The sequence below is a fragment of the Hydrogenophaga crocea genome (assembly GCF_011388215.1).
GTDB classification, from domain to species: domain Bacteria; phylum Pseudomonadota; class Gammaproteobacteria; order Burkholderiales; family Burkholderiaceae_C; genus Hydrogenophaga; species Hydrogenophaga crocea.
In genome coordinates this window covers 3,890,183-3,907,605 of sequence record NZ_CP049989.1, presented here as the reverse complement: position 1 = coordinate 3,907,605, position 17,423 = coordinate 3,890,183, and the positions used below count along the sequence as shown (strand labels likewise).

The window sequence follows — 17,423 nt, the reverse complement described above, 5'->3', positions numbered from 1 at the left end:
GTGAACGTTGCAGGAGACAGGGTATGACGGACAAGGTGTTGCTGGTCACGGGCGGCTCGCGCGGCATCGGCGCGCGGACCTGCCAGCTGGCCGCGCAGGCGGGCTGGGCGGTGGCGGTCAACTACGCCGCGAACTCGCTCGCGGCCGACGAGGTGGTGCGCGCGATCCGCGCCGCGGGCGGGCGGGCCATGGCGGTGCAGGCCGACGTGGCCGACGAGGCGCAGGTGCTGCGCATGTTCGAGCAGGTCGACGCCAAGTTCGGCCGCCTCACCGGTCTGGTGAACAACGCGGGCGTGGTCGACCAGCGCGCCCGGCTCGACGAAATGAGCGTGGCGCGCTGGAAGCGCATGTTCGACATCAACGTGATCGGCAGCTTTCTGTGCGCGCGCGAGGCGGTGCGGCGCATGAGCACCAGGCACGGCGGCAGCGGCGGCTCCATCGTGAACCTCTCGAGCGTGGCCGCGCGCCTGGGCTCGGCCACCGAGTACGTGGACTACGCGGCGAGCAAGGGCGCGATCGACAGCTTCACCATCGGCCTGGCGCGCGAACTCGCCACCGAAGGCGTGCGCGTGAACGCGGTGCGGCCGGGCCTGATCGAGACCGAGATCCACGCCAGCGGCGGCCGGCCCGAGCGGCCGAAGGAGCTCGCGCCCATGATCCCCATGCAGCGCGCGGGCAAGGCCGACGAGGTGGCCGGCCTGATCGCCTGGCTGCTCTCGGATGCGGCCAGCTACACCACGGGCGCGCTGATCGACGTCTCCGGAGGCCGGTGATGAAGCAGACCCCCAAGTATTTCTGGGAAGACCTCGCGGTCGACGAGGTGCGCGACCTCGGCAGCATCACGCCCACCGCCGAAGAGATCGTGGCCTTTGCGAGCCAGTTCGACCCGCAGCCCTTCCACCTCGACCCCGAGGCCGCGAAGGACTCGGTGTTCGGCGCGCTCTGCGCGAGCGGCTGGCACACCTGCGCCATGGCCATGCGGCTCATGGTCACGAACTTTTTGCACGAGACCTCGAGCCTGGGCTCGCCGGGGCTGGACAGCCTGAAGTGGCTCAAGCCGGTCTACCCGGGCGACACGCTCTCGCTGCGCCACACCATCACCGAAAAGCGCGTGATGGCCAAGCGCCCCGACGTGGGCCTGGTGCGCACCACCTGGGAGATGTTCAACCAGCACGGCGACGCGGTGCTGCGCATGGAAGGCTATGGCATGTTTCGGCTGAGGCAGCCGGCACAGCCGGCCTGAAGCGAAGCACAATGCGGCGCGTTCACCCGCCGCCGCCATGGACTTCAAGCCCCTCATCACCCTGCTCGCCATCGTCAACCCGCTGGCGATCGTGCCCTTCTTCATCCACTACACGCAGGGCTTCAGCCGCCAGCAGCGCCAGCGCACGGTGATGATCTCGGCCTTCAGCGCGTTCGCGGTCATCGCCACCTGCGCGCTGGTGGGCCTGCAGATCCTCGAGTTCTTCTCGATCTCGCTCGCGAGCTTCCAGGTGGGCGGCGGCATGCTGCTGCTGACCTCGGCGCTGTCCATGCTCAACGCGCGGCCGGCCGAGGCCAAGGTGAACGACCAGGACCTGAGCGAAACCTCGGCGCGCACCAGCATCGCGGTGGTGCCGCTCACCATCCCGCTGCTCACCGGCCCGGCCACCATGTCCACCGTGGTGATCTACGCCGACCAGGCGCGCACCTTCTTCCAGCACGCCATGCTGGTGGGCTATGGCGTGGTGATCGCGCTGGCCACCGCGGTGTGCTTCACGCTGGCCGAGCCGATCGCGCGCTTCCTCGGCCAGACCGGCATCAACGTGATGACCCGGCTCATGGGCCTGATCCTCGCGGCGCTGTCGGTGGAGGTGATGGCCGCGGGGCTTACCAAGATCTTTCCGGCGCTGGCGGGCTGAGCCTCACTTGAGCTTCTGCGTCTCGGCGCGGAACTCGGCCAGCACGGCGCGCGCGTTCTTGAGGCCGCGGGCTTCGGCCGCGGCCACCCACTTGTCCTCGAGCTGAGCCTGCTTGGCCTTGACCTCGTTGACGAAGGCCTCGCTGGCCATCTGGCGCTGCACGCCGGTGGTCTTCTGGATCTCGCGCGAGGCCGCGTCGGTGCGGTCCCAACCAGCGGCGAACAGGCGCGTGGCGGCCTCGCCCGACACCTTGTCGATCGCGGCGCGCTCCTCGGGCTTGAGCGCGTTGTACCTGGCCGGGTTCATCATGAACACGAAGCTGGTGTTGTAGAGGCCACCAGGAAAGGTGGTGGCGTGCTTCACCATCGAGAGCTTCATGGACTGCAGCGATTCGTCGGGGAAAAAGGTGCCGTCCATGACGCCGGTGGACAGCAGCTCGAACGAATCGGTGGCCGGCTTCAGGGTGGTGTTCCAGCCCATGAGCCTGGAGAGTTCGTTGATGTTGCCGCCGCCGATGCGGAACTTGAGCCTGGCGGCGTCGGCCGCGCTGGTGACCGGCTGCTTGACGGTGAAGATGATGCCGGGCCCGTGGGTGAACACCGCCAGCGTCTTCACGCCGCGGTGCTCGCCCAGCGGCGCGAAGTACTTCTCGTAGATGCGCTGGTAGGCCACGCTGGTGGCGGTCGAGCTGTCGCCCAGGAACGGGAATTCGGCGAGCTGGGTGAACACGAAGCGGCCGGGCGTGTAGCCGTCGACGGTGAAGGACACGTCGGCCAGGCCATCGCGCACCGCGTCGAAGGTGCCGGGCGGGGCCGACACCGCCTTGGGCAGGTGGTTGCACTTCACACTGCCGCGGGTTTCTTTTTCCACCGCCTCGCACCACTGCACCTGCGCCATGCTGGCGCCGTGCGTGGGCGGCAGCCAGGTGGACACGTTGAGCACCGTTTGCGCGCTCGCGGCGCCGCTCAGGGCCAGCAGGGTGGCCAGGGTGAAGGTCTTGCGGTTCATGGGAAGTCTCCGTGGTTGTCGTGGGGGGAAAGGGCAAGGCTCAGGCGGCCACGGGGGCGTGCGGCCAGGGACTCGGCGTCTGCTGCTCGGCCTGCACGCGGGCCTCGAGCAGGCGGCGGAACTGGATCAGCGCCGCGTCCATGGCCAGCGGCATCATGGGCAGCGTGGGGTTGTGCTGCAGGTTGCGGTGCTGCGCGGTGATCATGTCGCGGTCTTCGTTGAACGCGGCCACCAGGCTGTCGTAGATGCTCTGCGTCACCGTGGCATCGCCCTCGCCCACCGGGTGCGACTGCTGGAAGAAGTAGTGCGTGGTGGTGGCGGTCTCGGGCGTGAGCGTCTGGCACGAATGCAGCCGCACCGACGGGCCGGTCTGGTCGGGCCCGGTACCGGTGGGCCGCCCGCCCGAGTGCATGAGCAGCGTGCCGGGCAACAGGAAGTCGTAGACGAACCAGCGGTCAAGGTTCGTGTCGAAGCGGCGGAAGCGCTGGTAGAACGGCGGCGCGGGCACGTCGTGCACGTGGCGCGACACCTTGATGCCGATCTGCGGCCAGCCGGCGTTGGGACCGGGCACGGGTTCGATGGTGGGGCGGGCCTGCGCGATGCGGGTGGAGCCGCCCAGGGTCTTTTCGTGCACGAAGCTCAGGTGCGAAAAGTCGAGCAGGTTGTCGCAAATGAGCAGGTAGGGCGTGTCGTAGTGCAGGTAGCCGGGCTTGTGCTGCCAGTCGGGCGAATCGCAGCTGAAGTTGTCGGGCAGCAGCGCGTCGTCGGCCAGCGCGGGATCGCCCATCCACACGAAGACCCAGCGGTTCTTGAGCACCAGCGGGTAGCGCCGCACGCGCGCCTTGGCGGGCACGATCTCGATGCCCGGCGCCTCCACGCACTGGCCGCGGTGGTCGAACTTGAGGCCGTGGTAGCCGCAGCGCACGCAGTCGCCCTCGCGCTTGCCCACCGACAGCGGCGCGTGGCGGTGGCAGCAGCGGTCTTCCAGTGCAATGAGCTCACCGGCCTGCGTGCGGTAGACCAGCACGGGTTCGCCGAGCACGGTGCGGGTGAAGAGTTGCGGCGAGTCGGCGGGCGGGATCTCGTGGTCCCAGGCGATCACGTACCAGCAATTGCGCAGCCACATGCGGTGTCTCCTCGGCTTGGGTGTGGCGGCCATGCTAGGCCGCGCGCCGGGGCGGCCCGTCCCCTTCGGGGGGGATGGACAGGGGATCAGGCCAGCCAGCGGGCCAGCCGCAGCCGGTCGGCCGGCAGCCCGGCTTCCGCCAGCTTGGCGTAGGCGCGCTTGCGCAGGGTGACCACCGTCGACGGCGCCACGTCGAGCTCGGCGGCGATGCCCTCGGCACCCAGCCCGCAGGCGATGCGGGCCACCACCTCGGCCTCGCGCGGCGACAGCGCGGGCCCCAGGCGCTGCAGCCGGTCCCGGGCCTGCGCCACCTGGGCCTGCCGGTCGGCCGCGACCGCCCCGGCAGCCAGCGATGCCTGATGGGCCTGGCGCAGCAGGGGCGCCAGCCCGAGCAGGCGCTGGATCTCATCGGGCTGGAACAGCCCCTGACGCTCGTCGCGGTACAGGTGGATGGCCTGCACCGCCCCCGGGGCGGGCGCGTGCAGCAGGGTGAAGCGGTCGGTCAGGCGCTCGCGCCGGTAGATCTCGTTGCGCCAGCCGGCCACGGGCAGTTCGTCGGCGCGGCAATGCAGCACCGCCACCTCGCGCGCGGGCCGCCGGGCCACGCGGTCGGCCAAGCGCACCAGCGCGTCGCTGCGCCAGTAGCTGCGGCGGTAGATGGCGAAACACTCGGCGACCACGTCGCGCTCGTGGGTGTGGCGCGAACTGCCTTCCACCAGCTCGGGCGTGTCGCGCCGAAAGCCCACCAGGGAGAGGTACTCCACCGGCACCACCGCGCGCACCGCGCCGAGCAACCGGGCAGCGCTCGGCGGGGCGCTGGCGCAGTCGAGCAGGGCCGACACCGCGGCCGCGCCCAGGCCGGGCGCCGCGTCGGCGGGCGAATCGAAGGACCAGATGGCGGGCATGGCCTGATTCTCGAAAGCCGGCCGCCGCACGCACCAGCGGACTAACCCTGCTGCACCGCCTGCGGATACAGCCCCAGCGTCTGCGCCTGCAGCCGGGCCAGGCCCAACAGCGCGTCGGTGAAGGGCGTGGGCACGCCCGTGAGGCGGCCCAGCTCGGCCACCACGGCCACCAGCGCGTCGAGTTCCACCGGACGGCGCGCCTCCACGTCCTGCAGCATCGAGGTCTTGAAGGCGCCGAGCTTGAGCGTGACCGCGTGGCGGTCCTCGGGCTGCTGGTCGATGGGGATGCCGATGCGCTCGCCGATGGCCTTGGCCTCGAGCATCACGGCGCTGATGAACCCGCGCACCTGCGGATCGCCCAGGATGCGGTCGGTGGTGGCGCCGGTGAGCGCGCTCACGGGGTTGACCGTCATGTTGCCCCAGAGCTTGTACCAGATGTCTTTCTGGATCTGCGCCGACAGCGTGGCGTTGACGCCGGCGCTGGCCAGCAGGGCCACCACGGCCTGCGCGCGTTCGCTCGGCGCGCCCGAGGGCTCACCCACGATGAGGCCGTTGCCGAAGTGGTGGCGCACCAGGCCGGGCGCGTCGAGCGAGCAGCTCGCGTGCACCACGCCGCCGAGCAGGTGGCGCGCGGGCACGGCGGCGGCCATGGCGCCCCCCGGGTCCACCACCGGCAGCGGCGTGCCTTTCAACGCCCCGCCGAAGCCTTCGAAGAACCACCAGGGCACGCCGTTCATGGCGGTGAGCACCACGGTGTGGCGGCCGATCAGCGGGCCGATGGCGGGCGCGATGCCGGGCAGCGCGGGCGCTTTCACGGCGACGATGACCAGGTCGGCCACGCCGAGGTCGGCCGCGCGGTCCGAGGCGTTGACGGCGCAGTGCAGCAGCTCGCCGCCCTGCTGCAGCCGCAGGCCGTGGCTGCGCAGCGCGGCGAGCGTTTCGCCGCGCGCGAGCGCGCTCACCTGGCAGCCCGCGAGCCCGAGCCGCGTGCCGAGCCAGCCGCCGATGGCGCCGGCGCCGACGATGGCGACGTTCCGAATGGCGGCGGCGCTCATGAGCGGTAGCTGCTGTCGATGCGGTCGACCTGGCGCACCAGGGCGTCGAACACATCGCGGCCGGCGCCGTGGTTCGGGTTGAACTGCAGCGCGTCGCGCGTGCATTTCGCGGCGATCGCCTCGGGCACGGGCAGCGCGGCCTGCGGCCCGCCCATGCTGAAGGTGGCGAGCTGGATTTCGCAGGCGCGCTGCAAGGTCCACAGGATCGCGAAGGTCTGCGGCAGCGTGCTGCCCCAGGCCAGCAGGCCGTGGTTGCGCAGGATCACCGCGGGCCTGTCACCGATGCTCTGCAGCAGGCGCGGGCCTTCGTCGGCGTGGATGGTGATGCCCTCGAAGTCGTGGTACGCCACCATGCCGTGCAGTTGCGCGGTGTAGAAGTTGGTCTGTTGCAGGCCGTCCTTCAGGCAGGCCACCGACACGCCCGCGGTGGTGTGCGTGTGCATCACGCAGTGCGCGCCCTCGATGCCGTCGTGGATGGCGGCGTGCACCACGAAGCCCGCGGGGTTCACGCGGTGGGCCGAGCCGTCGAGCACATGGCCCTCGAGGTCGATCTTCACCAGGTTGCTCGCGGTGACCTCGCTGTAGTGCAGGCCGAAGGGGTTGATGAGGAATTGCTTCTGGCCCCGCGTCACGCTGTCGGGCAGGCGCAGCGTGATGTGGTTGTAGATCATCTCGGTCCAGCCGAGCATGGCGAACACGCGATAGCAGGCCGCAAGCTCCAGGCGCGCGGCCCACTCGTCGGGGTGCATGCCGGGCGGCAGCACGGTGCTGGTTTGCAGGGCGGCGTTCATCGGGCGTCTCCTGGTGTGGGCTTCAATAGCCGTTGGGTCCGGGGGCCACGCGGCCCTTGAATTGGCCGAGCAGCTGCGCGGCCCCGGCCGCGAGCAGCATGGTGTCGGCGCCCACGGCCACGAACAGGGCGCCGGCCTCGAGCCACTGGCGCGCGCCGGCCTCGGTGGTGGCCAGTATGCCCGGGGCCTTGCCCGCGGCGCGGATGCGGCGGATGCCGTCGGCGATGGCGGCCTGCACCTCGGGATGGCCGGGGTTGCCGCGGTGGCCCATGCTCGCGCTCAGGTCGGCGGGGCCGATGAACACGCCGTCGACGCCGGGCGTGGCCGCGATCGCGTCGAGGTGTTTCATGGCGGTGGCGGTCTCGGCCTGCACCAGCACGCACACCTGCTCGTCGGCCTCGTGCACGTAGCGCGCATGGGCCTGCCAGCGCGAAGCGCGCGCGAGCGCGCTGCCCATGCCGCGCACGCCCAGCGGCGCGTAGCGCGCGGCGGCCACCACCTGCGCGGCCTGCTCGGCGGTGTCGATCATGGGCACGAGCAGCGTCTGCGCGCCGATGTCCAGGTACTGCTTGATGAGCGCGGTGCCGACCTCGCCGGTGCCCACGGGCACCCGCACCACGGGGTGCGAGCGCGCGTCGCGAAAGGCGTTCTGTGAGCTGGCCACGGCCTGCAGCTGCGCGAGCGTGCTGCGCACGTCGTTGGGGGCGTGCTCGCCGTCGATGAGCAGCCAGTCGAAGCCGGTGCCGGCGATGAGTTCGGTGCTGTAGGGGCTGGCAAGCGCGGCCCACAGGCCGATCTGCGACTGGCCGGCGGCCAGGGCCTGCTTGAAGGGGTTGACGGGGGTCTGCATGGGCGGTGAAGGAAGGTCAGACGAATCGGAAACGCAGCACGCCGAGCGGGCCGTAGTCGGCCTCGAAGCGGTCGCCGGCCCGGGCGGCCACGGGGCGGGTGAACGAGCCTGCGAGCACGATCTGCCCGGGCAGCAGGCGGTCGCCCCAGGGGGCGAGTTTTTCGGCCAGCCAGGCGATGCCGATGGCCGGGTGGCCCTGCACGCCCGCGGCCAGGCCGGTTTCCTCGACCACGCCGTTCTGGCGCAGCACCGCGCCGCACCAGGGCAGGTCGGTGGTGAGCGGGTTCACGCGGTAGCGCGCATCGCCCTCGCCGATCACGATGGCGGCGTTGGCCGCGTTGTCGCTGATGGTGTCGAAGACCTTGCGCGGCTTTTTCGTGTCGCGGTCGAACTGCTCGATGCGAGCGTCGATGATCTCGATGGCGGGCGTCACGTATTCGGTGGCGGCGAGCACCTCGCCCACGGTCACGCGGCCGCTCAACGGGGCCTTGAGCACGAAGGCGAGTTCGACCTCCACGCGCGGCGCGAGGAAACGGCTCACGGGGATCTCGAGCTCTTCGCCCGCGCGCGCCACGAGCTTCATCGAGCCCAGCAGCGTGCCGAAGTCGGGCTCGTCGATCTGGCTCGAGAGCTGCATGGCGCGGCTCGTGAGGCCGATCTTGTGGCCGATCACCGGATCGCCGCGGCCGCGCTGCAGCGCGACCCAGGCGCGGCCCACGCGGTAGCCGTCGTCGATGGTCATGGTGGGAAAGCGCTGCGAGAAGTGGCGCAGCGGTTCGCGCGTTTGCGCCGAGCGGTCGAGTTCGGCCGCGAGTTGTTCGATGGTGGCGTCGTCGAGCATGTCAGGTCTTGCGCGGGGCGAACAAGGGGTGGATGGAGCTGTTCTTGGCGTCGAAGACCTCGTGGCCTTCGTCCACCTGCACGGTGATGCCGATGGCGCGCCCGGCCAGGTGCGCCGCGAAGTGCGCCTTGGCCACGGCCTCGATGGTCTGCCCGGTGCGCTGGTGCACCGCGGCGCTGCGGCCCTGGGCCATGCGCAGGTTCAGGTACACGAAGGCGTAGTCGCCGCCGCGGCCCGCGGCCTCGCCGGCCGCACCGCCGTCGGCGATGGCCCAGTGCGCGGCCGGGAACGCCAGCACGCGCGTGCCGCCGGTGGGAAAGACCTGGCGGTCCTGTTCGTCGCGCACGGTGAGCAGGGCGTCGCAGAGCGCGCGGCACAGCACGCCCATGTCGGTGCCGCCCTGTGCGGCGGGGCGGTCGAGGTTGCCGCTGTAGAGGAGCACGAGGTGGGGCATGGCGCGCTCCGACTACAGCCGCGAGACGGCCTGGAAGCCCTGGGCCGACGAGGCCTGGGCGGCCGGAATGGCGCTGCCCGTGACGGGCGTGACCGGGAACACCACGTTGATCTGGCCCGTGCCCGAGGCGCCGAAGTACGGCGTGATCACCTCGGCCTGGCCGCGGTACTCGCTCCAGCCGAGCGCGCCCAGCATCATGGCGGTGTCGTGCATGAAGCCCTCGCCGTGGCCCTTCACCGCGTACTCGGGCAGCATCTCGCAGAAGGCCTGCCATTCGCCGGCCTGCCACAGGCGCACCACCTCGCGGTCCAGGGTTTCGAGGAAGGGGCTCCAGAGCTTGAACGCGTATTCGGGCGCGAGGCCGTTCTGCGCGAAGCGGTGGCTCAGCGAGCCGCTGGCCAGGAGGGCCACGGTGCCGTCGTACTCGTCTTCGATCGCGCGGCGGAACGCCCAGCCCAGGCGCGCGCTGTCGTTGAGGTAGTGCGCCATGCACAGCGCCGACACCGACACCGCCTTGAAGTGCTGGTCGGGGTTCATGTAGCGCATGGGCACCAGGGTGCCGTACTCGGGCGCGAGCGTGGTGCCTTCGTGCGCCAGCGTGTCCACGCCCATGCGGTTGGCCACGCGCGCCAGCAGGTGCCCGAGCTCGGGGTTGCCCGGGATGGCGTAGGGCATGTTGCTGATGAAGTGCGGCAGCTCGTTGCTGGTGTAGCGGCCTTCCCAGTGGCGCGTGCAGTTGAGGTGGTAGCTGGCGTTCACCAGCCAGTGCGTGTCGAACACGACGAGGGTGTCCACGCCGAGATCGCGGCAGCGCTGGCCGATGGCCTTGAGGCCGTCGATGGCGTCTTGCCGCGAGCCCTTGCGCGGGCCATCGAACTCGCTGAGCACGATGGACGGGACGTGGGTGATCTTGGCGACCAGTGCGAGCTTGCCCATGGGTGTCTCCTGTGCGGGGGTCAGACGCCCCAGTGCGGAATGTGGTGCGAGCCCAGCGACACCGCCACGTTCTTGGGCTCGAGGAAGACCTCGTAGCTCCAGGTGCCGCCTTCGCGGCCCGTGCCCGAGGCCTTGGTGCCGCCAAAAGGTTGCCGCAGGTCGCGCACGTTCTGCGAGTTCACGAAGCACATGCCCGCCTCGATCGCCGCGGCCACGCGGTGCGCGCGGCCGATGTTCTCGGTCCACACATAGCTCGACAGGCCGTAGGCGATGTCGTTGGCGAGCGCGATCGCGTGGGCCTCGTCCTTGAACGGGATCAGGCAGGCCACGGGGCCGAAGATCTCGTCCTGCGCGATCTTCATGCGGTTGTCCACGTCGGCGAACACCGTGGGCCACACGTAGTTGCCCCGGCGCACGTGCACGGGCAGCTCGGGCGCATAGCCCGGCCGGTCCAGTCCGCCACACAGCAGCGTGGCGCCTTCCTTCGGGCCGAGCTCGATGTAGCTGCGCACCTTGGCCAGGTGGGCCGGGCTGATCATGGGGCCGATGATGGTTTTTTCGTCCTGCGGGTCGCCCACCACGATCTTCTTCGCGCGCTCGGCGAACTTCTGCGCGAAGTCGGCGTAGATGCTCTGCTGCACCAGGATGCGGCTGCCCGCGGTGCAGCGCTCGCCGTTGTTGCTGAAGATCATGAACACCGCGGCGTCGAGCGCGCGGTCGAGGTCGGCGTCGTCGAAGATGACGAAGGGGCTCTTGCCGCCCAGCTCCATGCTGAACTTCTTGAGGCCCGCGGTCTTGACGATGCGGTTGCCGGTGGCGGTGGAGCCGGTGAAGCTGATGGCGCGCACGTCGGGGTGGGCGCACAGCGGCTCGCCCGCGTCCTTGCCGAAGCCGTGCACGATGTTGAGCACGCCCGCGGGCACCCCGGCCTCGAGCGCGAGCTCGCCCAGGCGCGCGGCCGTGAGCGGGCTGAGTTCGCTCATCTTGAGCACCGCGGTGTTGCCGAAGGCCAGGCAGGGCGCGACCTTCCAGGTGGCCGTCATGAAGGGCACGTTCCAGGGGCTGATGAGCGCGCACACGCCCACCGGGTGGAACAGCGTGTAGTTGAGGTGGGTGGGCGTGGGGTAGGTGTGGCCGTCCACGCGCACGCACATCTCGGCGAAGTAGCTGAAGTTGTCGGCCGCGCGCGGCACCAGCTGTTTGCCGGTTTGCGAAATGGTCTGGCCGGTGTCGTCGGTTTCGGTGCGCGCGATCTCGGGCACGTGTTTGGCAATCAGCTCGCCGAGCCGGCGCACGATGGCCGCGCGCTCGGTGGCGGGCCGGCCGGCCCAGGCGGGGAAGGCGTCCTTGGCGGCCTGCACCGCAGCGTTCACCTCGGCCTCGCCGCCGGCGGCGACCTCGGCGAGCACGGCTTGCGTGGCGGGGTTGAGGGTTTCGAAGCGCGCGGCGCTGTCCACGGCTTTGCCGTTGATGAGGTGCTGGATGGTCATGCGGGTGTGGTGATGGTGTTGTGCAGTTCGCCGATGCCCTCGATCGCGGTGACCACGACGTCGCCGGGCTGGCAGTCGACCACGCCGTCGGGCGTGCCGGTGAGGATCAGGTCGCCCGGGTGCAGGGTCATGAAGGACGTGAAGTACTCGATCAGCGTGGCCACGTCGAACACCATGTCGCGCGTGTTCCCGCTTTGCGTCACGCGGCCGTTCACGGTGGTGCTCAGCGCGAGGTTCATCGGGTCGGGCACGTCGGCCGCGTCGACCAGCCAGGGGCCCAGGGGCGTGCAGGTGTCGCGGTTCTTCACGCGCAGGTTGGGGCGGTACCAGTTCTCGAGGTAGTCGCGGATCGCGTAGTCGTTGGCCACGGTGTAGCCCGCGATGAAGTCGGGCGCGTCGCTGCGGCGCACGCGCCTGGCGGTGCGGCCGATCACCACCGCGAGCTCGCACTCGTAGTGCATGAACTGCACGCCCGCGGGCCGCACGGTGAAGGCGCGGTGACCGATCAGCGAGGCCTCGCCCTTGGCGAAGGCCAGCGGCTCGGTGGGCGGCTTGAAGGCCAGTTCCTTGGCGTGGTCGGCGTAGTTCAGGCCCAGCGCGAGCACGGTGCGCGCGCGCGCCACCGGCGCGAGCGGCGGCAGCCACACCACCTCGTCGAACGAGAGGCGCCGGCCCTTGAAGGCGGGCGTGAGCAGTTCGAGCTGGCCATCGCGCTCGATGGCGTCGTGGACCGCGCCGGCCCAGGCGATGCGTGCGCGTTTCAAGACAGCACCTCTTCTTCAAACACCTGCACCGCGGGCTTGAGGCCGGGCGCGCTGATCTCCACCGCGTCGCCCGCCACCACGCGCGGACGCGTGCCGTCGGCCAGCGCCTCGCTGCCCACGAGCAGCAGGTCGCCGGGCTGCAGCGACATGAATTCCGCCACGTCGAGCAGCAGCTGCGGCACGCCGCGCACCAGGTCCTTGAGCGCGGTGGTCTGCTTGTGCACGCCGTGGATGCGCAGCTCGATCTCGAGGCCGGCCAGGCCTTCGATGCCGCCCAGGGCCTCGATCGGCGTGGGCTCGGCGCCCAGGCCGAGGAAGCCGTCGCGGTTGCGGAAACGGATCGCGGGGCGGTAGTAGCTGTCGTGCGCCACGCTCACGTCGTTCACCAGCACCGCGTGCGTGGGCGCGCCGTGCGCGCCCATCACCAGGCCCAGGCTGGCCGCGACCTCCACCGCCTCGCCCGCGGGCAGCGCAATGCGCCCGCCGTGCGGCGTGAAGGTGTTGGCCGTTTTCACATAGAGCACGGGCGCTTTCGGCGGCGCGAGGTAGGGCTTGTCGTCCATGCGCGGCCGCCACAGCGCCCATTCGCGCTGGAAGTTGAGCAGCGTGCCGTACACGGTGCCGCCGGGGGTCCAACTCATTCGTTTTCCTCGTTCAGGGGCTCGTCGACACCGCCCTCGAGGGCGATGACCTCGTCGAGCAGGTCGTAGAGCTCGGCCAGCCGCGCCTTGGTCAGGCGCTGCTCGAGCCATTGGTAGTGCGCCTCGATGGTGGCCGAGAGCTTGCGCACGAGCTTGAGGCCCGCGGGCGTGGCGCGCACCACGGTGCGCCGCGCGTCCTGGCTGCAGCGCTCGCGCGCGATCAGGCCGTCGCGCTCCATGCGCGCGAGCACACCGGTGAGGCTGGGGCCGAGCAGGAAGGCTTCGCGCGCGATGCGGCCGGTCTCGATGCCCGCGGGGTCGCGCGCGTGCTCGCCCAACACGCGCAGCACGCGCCATTGCTGGTCGCTCAGGCCGTGCTCGCGCAGGCTCGGGCGGGTGTGCTGCATCACGGCCTCGCGCGCCTGCAGCAGCAGGCGCGGCAGGTTGCGGTGCGTGAACGCGTGGGTGGGCGGGGCCGACATGGGCCGCATTATTTAACAAGTTAAATAAAACGGCAACGTCCCCGACCCTGGGCCGCATGGGTGTTTACCCGGAGCGCCCCATGCGCTCCACAATCCGCGCATGAACCGACTCACCGACCTGCTGGGCACGGCCCTCCCCTTGATCCAGGCGCCCATGGCCGGCGTGCAGGGCGCGGCGCTCGCGCTCGCCGCGGGCCGCGCGGGCGCGCTGGGCTCGCTGCCCTGCGCCATGCTCGCGCCCGAGGCGATGCGGCAGGAGCTGCAGCGGCTCGCGGCCAGCGGCCTGCCCCACAACGTGAACTTCTTCTGCCACGCGCCGCCCACGCCCGACGCGGCGCGCGAGGCCGCGTGGCGCGCCGCGCTCGCGCCCTACCACGCCGAGATCGGGCTCGACCCGGCGACCATCGCCGCGGGCCCCGGCCGCCTGCCCTTCGGCGCCGCCGCGGCCGAAGTGCTCGAGGCCTTCCGCCCACGCGTGGTGAGCTTCCACTTCGGCCTGCCCGCGCCCGAGCTGCTGGCGCGCGTGAAGGCCTGGGGCGCGGTGGTGCTGGCCTCGGCCACCACGGTGGACGAGGCGCGCTGGCTCGAAGCGAACGGCGCCGACGCGGTGATCGCCCAGGGCCTGGAGGCCGGCGGCCACCGCGGCCATTTCCTGAGCGACGACCTCACGCGCCAGAGCGGCACCTTCGCGCTGCTGCCGCAGGTGAAGGCCGCCGTGCGCGTGCCGGTGATCGCGGCCGGCGGCATTGCCGACGCGGCGGGCGTGCGCGCGGCCATGGCCCTGGGCGCCGATGGCGTGCAGGTGGGCACGGCCTACCTGTGCAGCGACGAGGCCACCACCAGCGCGCTGCACCGCGCGGCGCTGCAGAGCGAAGCCGCCCGGCATACGCAGCTCACCACGCTGTTCACCGGCCGGCCCGCGCGCGGCATCGTCAACCGCGCGATGCGTGAGCTCGGCGCCCTGAACCCGGCCGCGCCGGCCTTCCCGCTGGCCACCGCGGCCATCGCGCCGCTGCGCGCGCACTGGGAGGCGCAAGGCCGCGGCGACTTCACGCCGCTGTGGTCGGGGCAGAACGCCAGCGGCTGCCTCAGCGCGTCCGCGGCGGCGATCACCGCGGCCCTGGCCGAGGGCTTCAGCCCGGGTCTTTGAGCCAGCGCTTCAGGCGCGCGGCGTCGCCGGTCTGCTCGAGCGCGTGTTCGAGCGCGGCGATCGCCGCGTCGAGCCGCTGCACCGCGTCGAGCCGCGCCTGGCGCAGGGTGTTGGCGTTGGCGCTCACGCCCGCGGGCAGCTCGAACAGTTGGCCGAGCGCGGCCTGGCGCGCGGCGCGTTCGCGCTCCAGGGCGGCCACCTGCTGCTTGAGCAGCAGGGTGAGCGCGGCCAGGCGCTCGTCGGACGGGGCCGCGGCCGGCCCGCTGTCGGCCAGCGCGGCGCGCTGCTGCAGGTCCATCAGCGCCATCAGGTCGCGCCGCGCGTAGGCGGTGTTGGCCTCGGCCATGAGCGCGGTCTTGTGGGCGCGGCGCGCCGGGTCGCTCTCGCGGTCGGGGTGCAGGGCACTCGCGAGCTGGCGGAACACCTGGCGCAACAGGCGGTCGGCATCGGCCGCGGGATCGGGCGGCGGCAGGCCGGGCGCGCCCGGGGCCGTGTCGGTCTTCCTGCGCTGCTGGCGCTGCTCGCGTTTCTCGCGCTTGTCCTGCCGGGCCTGGCGGCGTGCCTCGTCGGCCGCCTGCAGCCGCTGCCAGCCCGCGCGCAGCACGGCCTCGGGTGAGGCCCCGTCCAGACCCTCGATGGGCGCGCCGAGCGCGGCCTCGAACTGCGCGCGCAGGGCCTCGGCGCGGGCCTGCCGCTTCTGCGCCAGGGTCTGCGGGCTGTGGCGGTCGTGCAGGGCGGCCATGTCGGCGTGGCCGTCTTCGGCCAGGGCCTGGGCCAGGGCACACAGGCGCTCGCGCGCGGTGGCGCGCTGGGCGGGGCTGAGGGGGCGCTGCAACGCGTCGGCGTCGAGTGCGGCGTCGAGAGCGGCGTCGAGGGCCTGCACCAGCGCCTTCTGCAGTTGCACCTGGCGGGCCTGCAGCGGCGCCACCCAGGCCATGTGCTCCTGGCGCGCGGACTGCTCGAGCGCGTCGAGTTCGGCCAGTTGCGCGCGCAGGGTGTCCAGCCGCTGGCGCTGCAGGCGGTGCGCGCGCGCGGCCGGCGACAGCGGCGGCTCGCCGGGCGGCAGCGCGGTGGGCAGGGGGGCCGGGGTGGAGGTGGGAGGGCGGGCGGTCACGGGGCGCTCGACTATATTGCCCACCCGACTCAGCGACCCGCCATGGCCAAAGACAAGACGATCTACGTGTGCAACGAATGCGGCGGCACCAGCCCGCGCTGGCTGGGCAAGTGCCCGGCCTGCGGCGCCTGGAACACGCTCACCGAGTCGGTGGCCGAGGGCGGCGGCGCGGCGCCCAAGAACCGTTTTGCGGCGCTGGCCAAGACCGCCGAGGTGATGCCGCTGGCCAGCATCGAGGCGCGCGACGTGCAGCGCACGCCCACCGGCCACGAAGAGCTCGACCGCGTGCTGGGCGGCGGCATCGTCGAGGGCGGCGTGGTGCTGATCGGCGGCGACCCGGGCATCGGCAAGTCGACCCTGCTGCTGCAGGCGCTGGACAGCCTGCAGCGCGCCGGGCAGGGCACGCTCTACGTCACCGGCGAAGAAAGCGGCGCCCAGGTGGCGCTGCGCGCGCGCCGGCTCGGCATCGAGGGCTCGCAGGTGCAGGTGCTGGCCGAGATCCAGCTCGAGAAGATCCTGGCCACGCTGGACGCGGTCAAGCCCGCGATCGCGGTGATCGATTCGATCCAGACCGTGTACTCCGAGCAGCTCACCAGCGCGCCGGGCTCGGTGGCCCAGGTGCGCGAGTGCGCGGCCCACCTCACGCGCGCGGCCAAGGCCTCGGGCACGGCCATCGTGCTCGTGGGCCACGTGACCAAGGAGGGCGCGCTCGCGGGCCCGCGCGTGCTCGAACACATGGTGGACACGGTGCTGTACTTCGAGGGCGACACGCACAGCAGCTTCCGGCTGGTGCGCGCCATCAAGAACCGCTTCGGCGCGGTCAACGAGATCGGCGTGTTCGCCATGACCGACAAGGGCCTGAAGGGCGTGAGCAACCCCAGCGCCATCTTCCTGTCGCAGCACGCCCAACCGGTGCCGGGCAGCTGCGTGATGGTGACGCTCGAAGGCACGCGCCCGCTGCTGGTGGAGCTGCAGGCCCTGGTGGACAGCGGCGGCCCGAGCCCGCGCCGCCTGAGCGTGGGCCTGGAGCGCGACCGCCTGGCCATGCTGCTGGCCGTGCTGCACCGCCACGCGGGCGTGGCCTGCATGGACCAGGACGTGTTCGTCAACGCGGTGGGCGGCGTGCGCATCAGCGAGCCCGCGGCCGACCTGGCGGTGATGCTGGCCATCACCAGCAGCCTGCGCGGCCGGGCCCTGCCCAAGGGCTTCATCGCCTTCGGCGAGGTCGGCCTGGCGGGCGAGGTGCGGCCCGCGCCGCGCGGCCAGGAACGGCTCAAGGAAGCGGCCAAGCTCGGGTTCTCGGTGGCCATCGTGCCCAAGGCCAACGCGCCCAAGGGCGGCGCGCGCGCCTTCGAGGGACTGAAGATCGTGGCGGTGGAGCGCATCGAGGAGGCGCTGGCCGCGCTGCGCGACCTGGACTGACCGCTTCTGCCCCCTCCGCGACAATCGCCCCCCATGAGATTCCTGATCAAGATCGCCCTGGCCCTGGTGGCCGCCGCCCTGCTGTACTGGGGCTACACCGAATTCGGCTGGGCCGGCGTGGCCGCCGTGGCCGGCGGCCTGATGATGTGGCTGCTGCTGCATTTCACCCGCCTCATGACCGTGATGCGGCGCGCTGCCCAGCGCCCCATCGGCCACGTGGACAGCGCCGTGATGCTCAACGCCAAGCTGCACGCCGGCATGCCGCTGGTCGCGGTGATCGGCCTCACGCGCGCGCTGGGCGAACTCACCTCGCCGGCCGACGAGCAGCCCGAGGTCTACCGCTGGACCGACCCGGGCGGCGCCAGCGTGCTGGCCCGCTTCACCCACGGCAAGCTCACCGACTGGGGCTTCAAGCGCCCCGAGGCCGACACATCGGGCAACGAATGAGCCCGCACGCGGCCGTAAAATCGCCGGTTGTCCCGAATACCCCCAC

20 protein-coding genes are annotated in these 17,423 nt (G+C 71.6%); 6 read left to right on the top strand and 14 right to left on the bottom strand.

Features of this window, described 5'->3' with window-relative positions; all coding sequences use genetic code 11:
• Positions 1-23 precede the first annotated feature (23 nt).
• Genes G9Q37_RS18545 through G9Q37_RS18535 form a run of 3 tightly spaced genes read left to right on the top strand, consistent with a single transcriptional unit; the run spans position 24 to position 1,901 of the window.
• Positions 24-773, top strand: a complete 750-nt coding sequence (locus G9Q37_RS18545; protein WP_166229588.1) for an SDR family oxidoreductase — start codon at positions 24-26, stop codon at positions 771-773.
• Positions 773-1,243, top strand: a complete 471-nt coding sequence (locus tag G9Q37_RS18540; RefSeq protein ID WP_166229586.1) for a MaoC family dehydratase — start codon at positions 773-775, stop codon at positions 1,241-1,243. Before G9Q37_RS18545 ends, G9Q37_RS18540 begins: the two co-directional genes overlap by 1 nt.
• A gap of 37 nt (positions 1,244-1,280) precedes the next feature.
• Entirely contained in the window at positions 1,281-1,901 is a 621-nt protein-coding gene (locus G9Q37_RS18535; RefSeq protein ID WP_166229584.1) for a MarC family protein, read from the top strand.
• Positions 1,902-1,904: 3 nt separating this feature from the next.
• Here G9Q37_RS18535 and G9Q37_RS18530 read toward each other — a convergent pair whose 3' ends face one another.
• From G9Q37_RS18530 to hpaR, 13 genes are all read right to left on the bottom strand, one after another.
• Positions 1,905-2,909 (bottom strand): TRAP transporter substrate-binding protein, encoded by a 1,005-nt coding sequence (locus tag G9Q37_RS18530; RefSeq protein ID WP_166229582.1) that lies wholly within the window; start codon positions 2,907-2,909, stop codon positions 1,905-1,907.
• Positions 2,910-2,949: 40 nt separating this feature from the next.
• The gene (locus G9Q37_RS18525; protein WP_166229580.1) at positions 2,950-4,035 is read right to left on the bottom strand and encodes an aromatic ring-hydroxylating oxygenase subunit alpha; all 1,086 of its coding nucleotides are present in this window, start codon (positions 4,033-4,035) and stop codon (positions 2,950-2,952) included.
• Positions 4,036-4,121: 86 nt separating this feature from the next.
• Positions 4,122-4,940: a helix-turn-helix transcriptional regulator gene (locus G9Q37_RS18520; protein WP_166229578.1), complete on the bottom strand. Its 819-nt coding sequence runs from the start codon at positions 4,938-4,940 to the stop codon at positions 4,122-4,124.
• A 41-nt stretch (positions 4,941-4,981) separates the two neighbouring features.
• Entirely contained in the window at positions 4,982-5,995 is a 1,014-nt protein-coding gene (locus tag G9Q37_RS18515; RefSeq protein WP_166229576.1) for a 2-dehydropantoate 2-reductase, read from the bottom strand.
• Entirely contained in the window at positions 5,992-6,786 is a 795-nt protein-coding gene (locus tag G9Q37_RS18510) for a class II aldolase/adducin family protein (RefSeq protein ID WP_166229574.1), read from the bottom strand. The genes G9Q37_RS18515 and G9Q37_RS18510 overlap by 4 nt, the downstream gene beginning before the upstream one ends.
• A 22-nt stretch (positions 6,787-6,808) precedes the next feature.
• Entirely contained in the window at positions 6,809-7,636 is an 828-nt protein-coding gene (locus G9Q37_RS18505; protein WP_166229572.1) for an aldolase/citrate lyase family protein, read from the bottom strand.
• 16 nt (positions 7,637-7,652) lie between these two features.
• Positions 7,653-8,477 (bottom strand): 2-oxo-hept-4-ene-1,7-dioate hydratase, encoded by an 825-nt coding sequence (gene hpaH / locus G9Q37_RS18500; protein WP_166229570.1) that lies wholly within the window; start codon positions 8,475-8,477, stop codon positions 7,653-7,655.
• A gap of 1 nt (position 8,478) precedes the next feature.
• On the bottom strand, positions 8,479-8,931 hold the full coding sequence (locus G9Q37_RS18495; RefSeq protein WP_166229568.1) for a 5-carboxymethyl-2-hydroxymuconate isomerase: 453 nt from the start codon (positions 8,929-8,931) through the stop codon (positions 8,479-8,481).
• A gap of 12 nt (positions 8,932-8,943) precedes the next feature.
• A complete protein-coding gene (gene hpaD, locus G9Q37_RS18490) occupies positions 8,944-9,867 on the bottom strand; it encodes a 3,4-dihydroxyphenylacetate 2,3-dioxygenase (protein ID WP_166229567.1) in 924 nt (307 codons plus the stop codon).
• A 20-nt stretch (positions 9,868-9,887) separates the two neighbouring features.
• On the bottom strand, positions 9,888-11,357 hold the full coding sequence (gene hpaE / locus G9Q37_RS18485; protein ID WP_166229565.1) for a 5-carboxymethyl-2-hydroxymuconate semialdehyde dehydrogenase: 1,470 nt from the start codon (positions 11,355-11,357) through the stop codon (positions 9,888-9,890).
• Positions 11,354-12,121 carry a fumarylacetoacetate hydrolase family protein gene (locus G9Q37_RS18480; protein WP_166229563.1) on the bottom strand — a complete coding sequence of 256 codons (768 nt, stop codon included), beginning with the start codon at positions 12,119-12,121 and terminating at the stop codon, positions 11,354-11,356. Before G9Q37_RS18480 ends, hpaE begins: the two co-directional genes overlap by 4 nt.
• Complete coding sequence (locus G9Q37_RS18475) at positions 12,118-12,762, bottom strand: fumarylacetoacetate hydrolase family protein (protein ID WP_166229561.1); 645 nt, start codon at positions 12,760-12,762, stop codon at positions 12,118-12,120. Before G9Q37_RS18475 ends, G9Q37_RS18480 begins: the two co-directional genes overlap by 4 nt.
• A complete protein-coding gene (gene hpaR, locus G9Q37_RS18470; protein WP_166229559.1) occupies positions 12,759-13,244 on the bottom strand; it encodes a homoprotocatechuate degradation operon regulator HpaR in 486 nt (161 codons plus the stop codon). Before hpaR ends, G9Q37_RS18475 begins: the two co-directional genes overlap by 4 nt.
• 100 nt (positions 13,245-13,344) lie before the next feature.
• Here hpaR and G9Q37_RS18465 point away from each other — a divergent pair, with 100 nt between their 5' ends.
• Positions 13,345-14,394, top strand: coding sequence for an NAD(P)H-dependent flavin oxidoreductase (locus G9Q37_RS18465; RefSeq protein ID WP_166229557.1), 1,050 nt, complete (start codon positions 13,345-13,347; stop codon positions 14,392-14,394).
• On the opposite strand, the gene G9Q37_RS18460 is transcribed toward G9Q37_RS18465, so the two are convergent.
• Positions 14,378-15,508, bottom strand: a complete 1,131-nt coding sequence (locus G9Q37_RS18460; protein ID WP_166229556.1) for a coiled-coil domain-containing protein — start codon at positions 15,506-15,508, stop codon at positions 14,378-14,380. The two genes, G9Q37_RS18465 and G9Q37_RS18460, sit on opposite strands and share 17 nt — an antisense overlap.
• A gap of 42 nt (positions 15,509-15,550) precedes the next feature.
• Here G9Q37_RS18460 and radA point away from each other — a divergent pair, with 42 nt between their 5' ends.
• Together radA and G9Q37_RS18450 are read left to right on the top strand one after the other, a co-directional pair.
• Positions 15,551-16,930, top strand: coding sequence for a DNA repair protein RadA (gene radA, locus G9Q37_RS18455; protein ID WP_166229554.1), 1,380 nt, complete (start codon positions 15,551-15,553; stop codon positions 16,928-16,930).
• Positions 16,931-16,963: 33 nt separating this feature from the next.
• On the top strand, positions 16,964-17,377 hold the full coding sequence (locus G9Q37_RS18450) for a glycerate kinase (RefSeq protein ID WP_166229552.1): 414 nt from the start codon (positions 16,964-16,966) through the stop codon (positions 17,375-17,377).
• Positions 17,378-17,423: the final 46 nt, after the last annotated feature.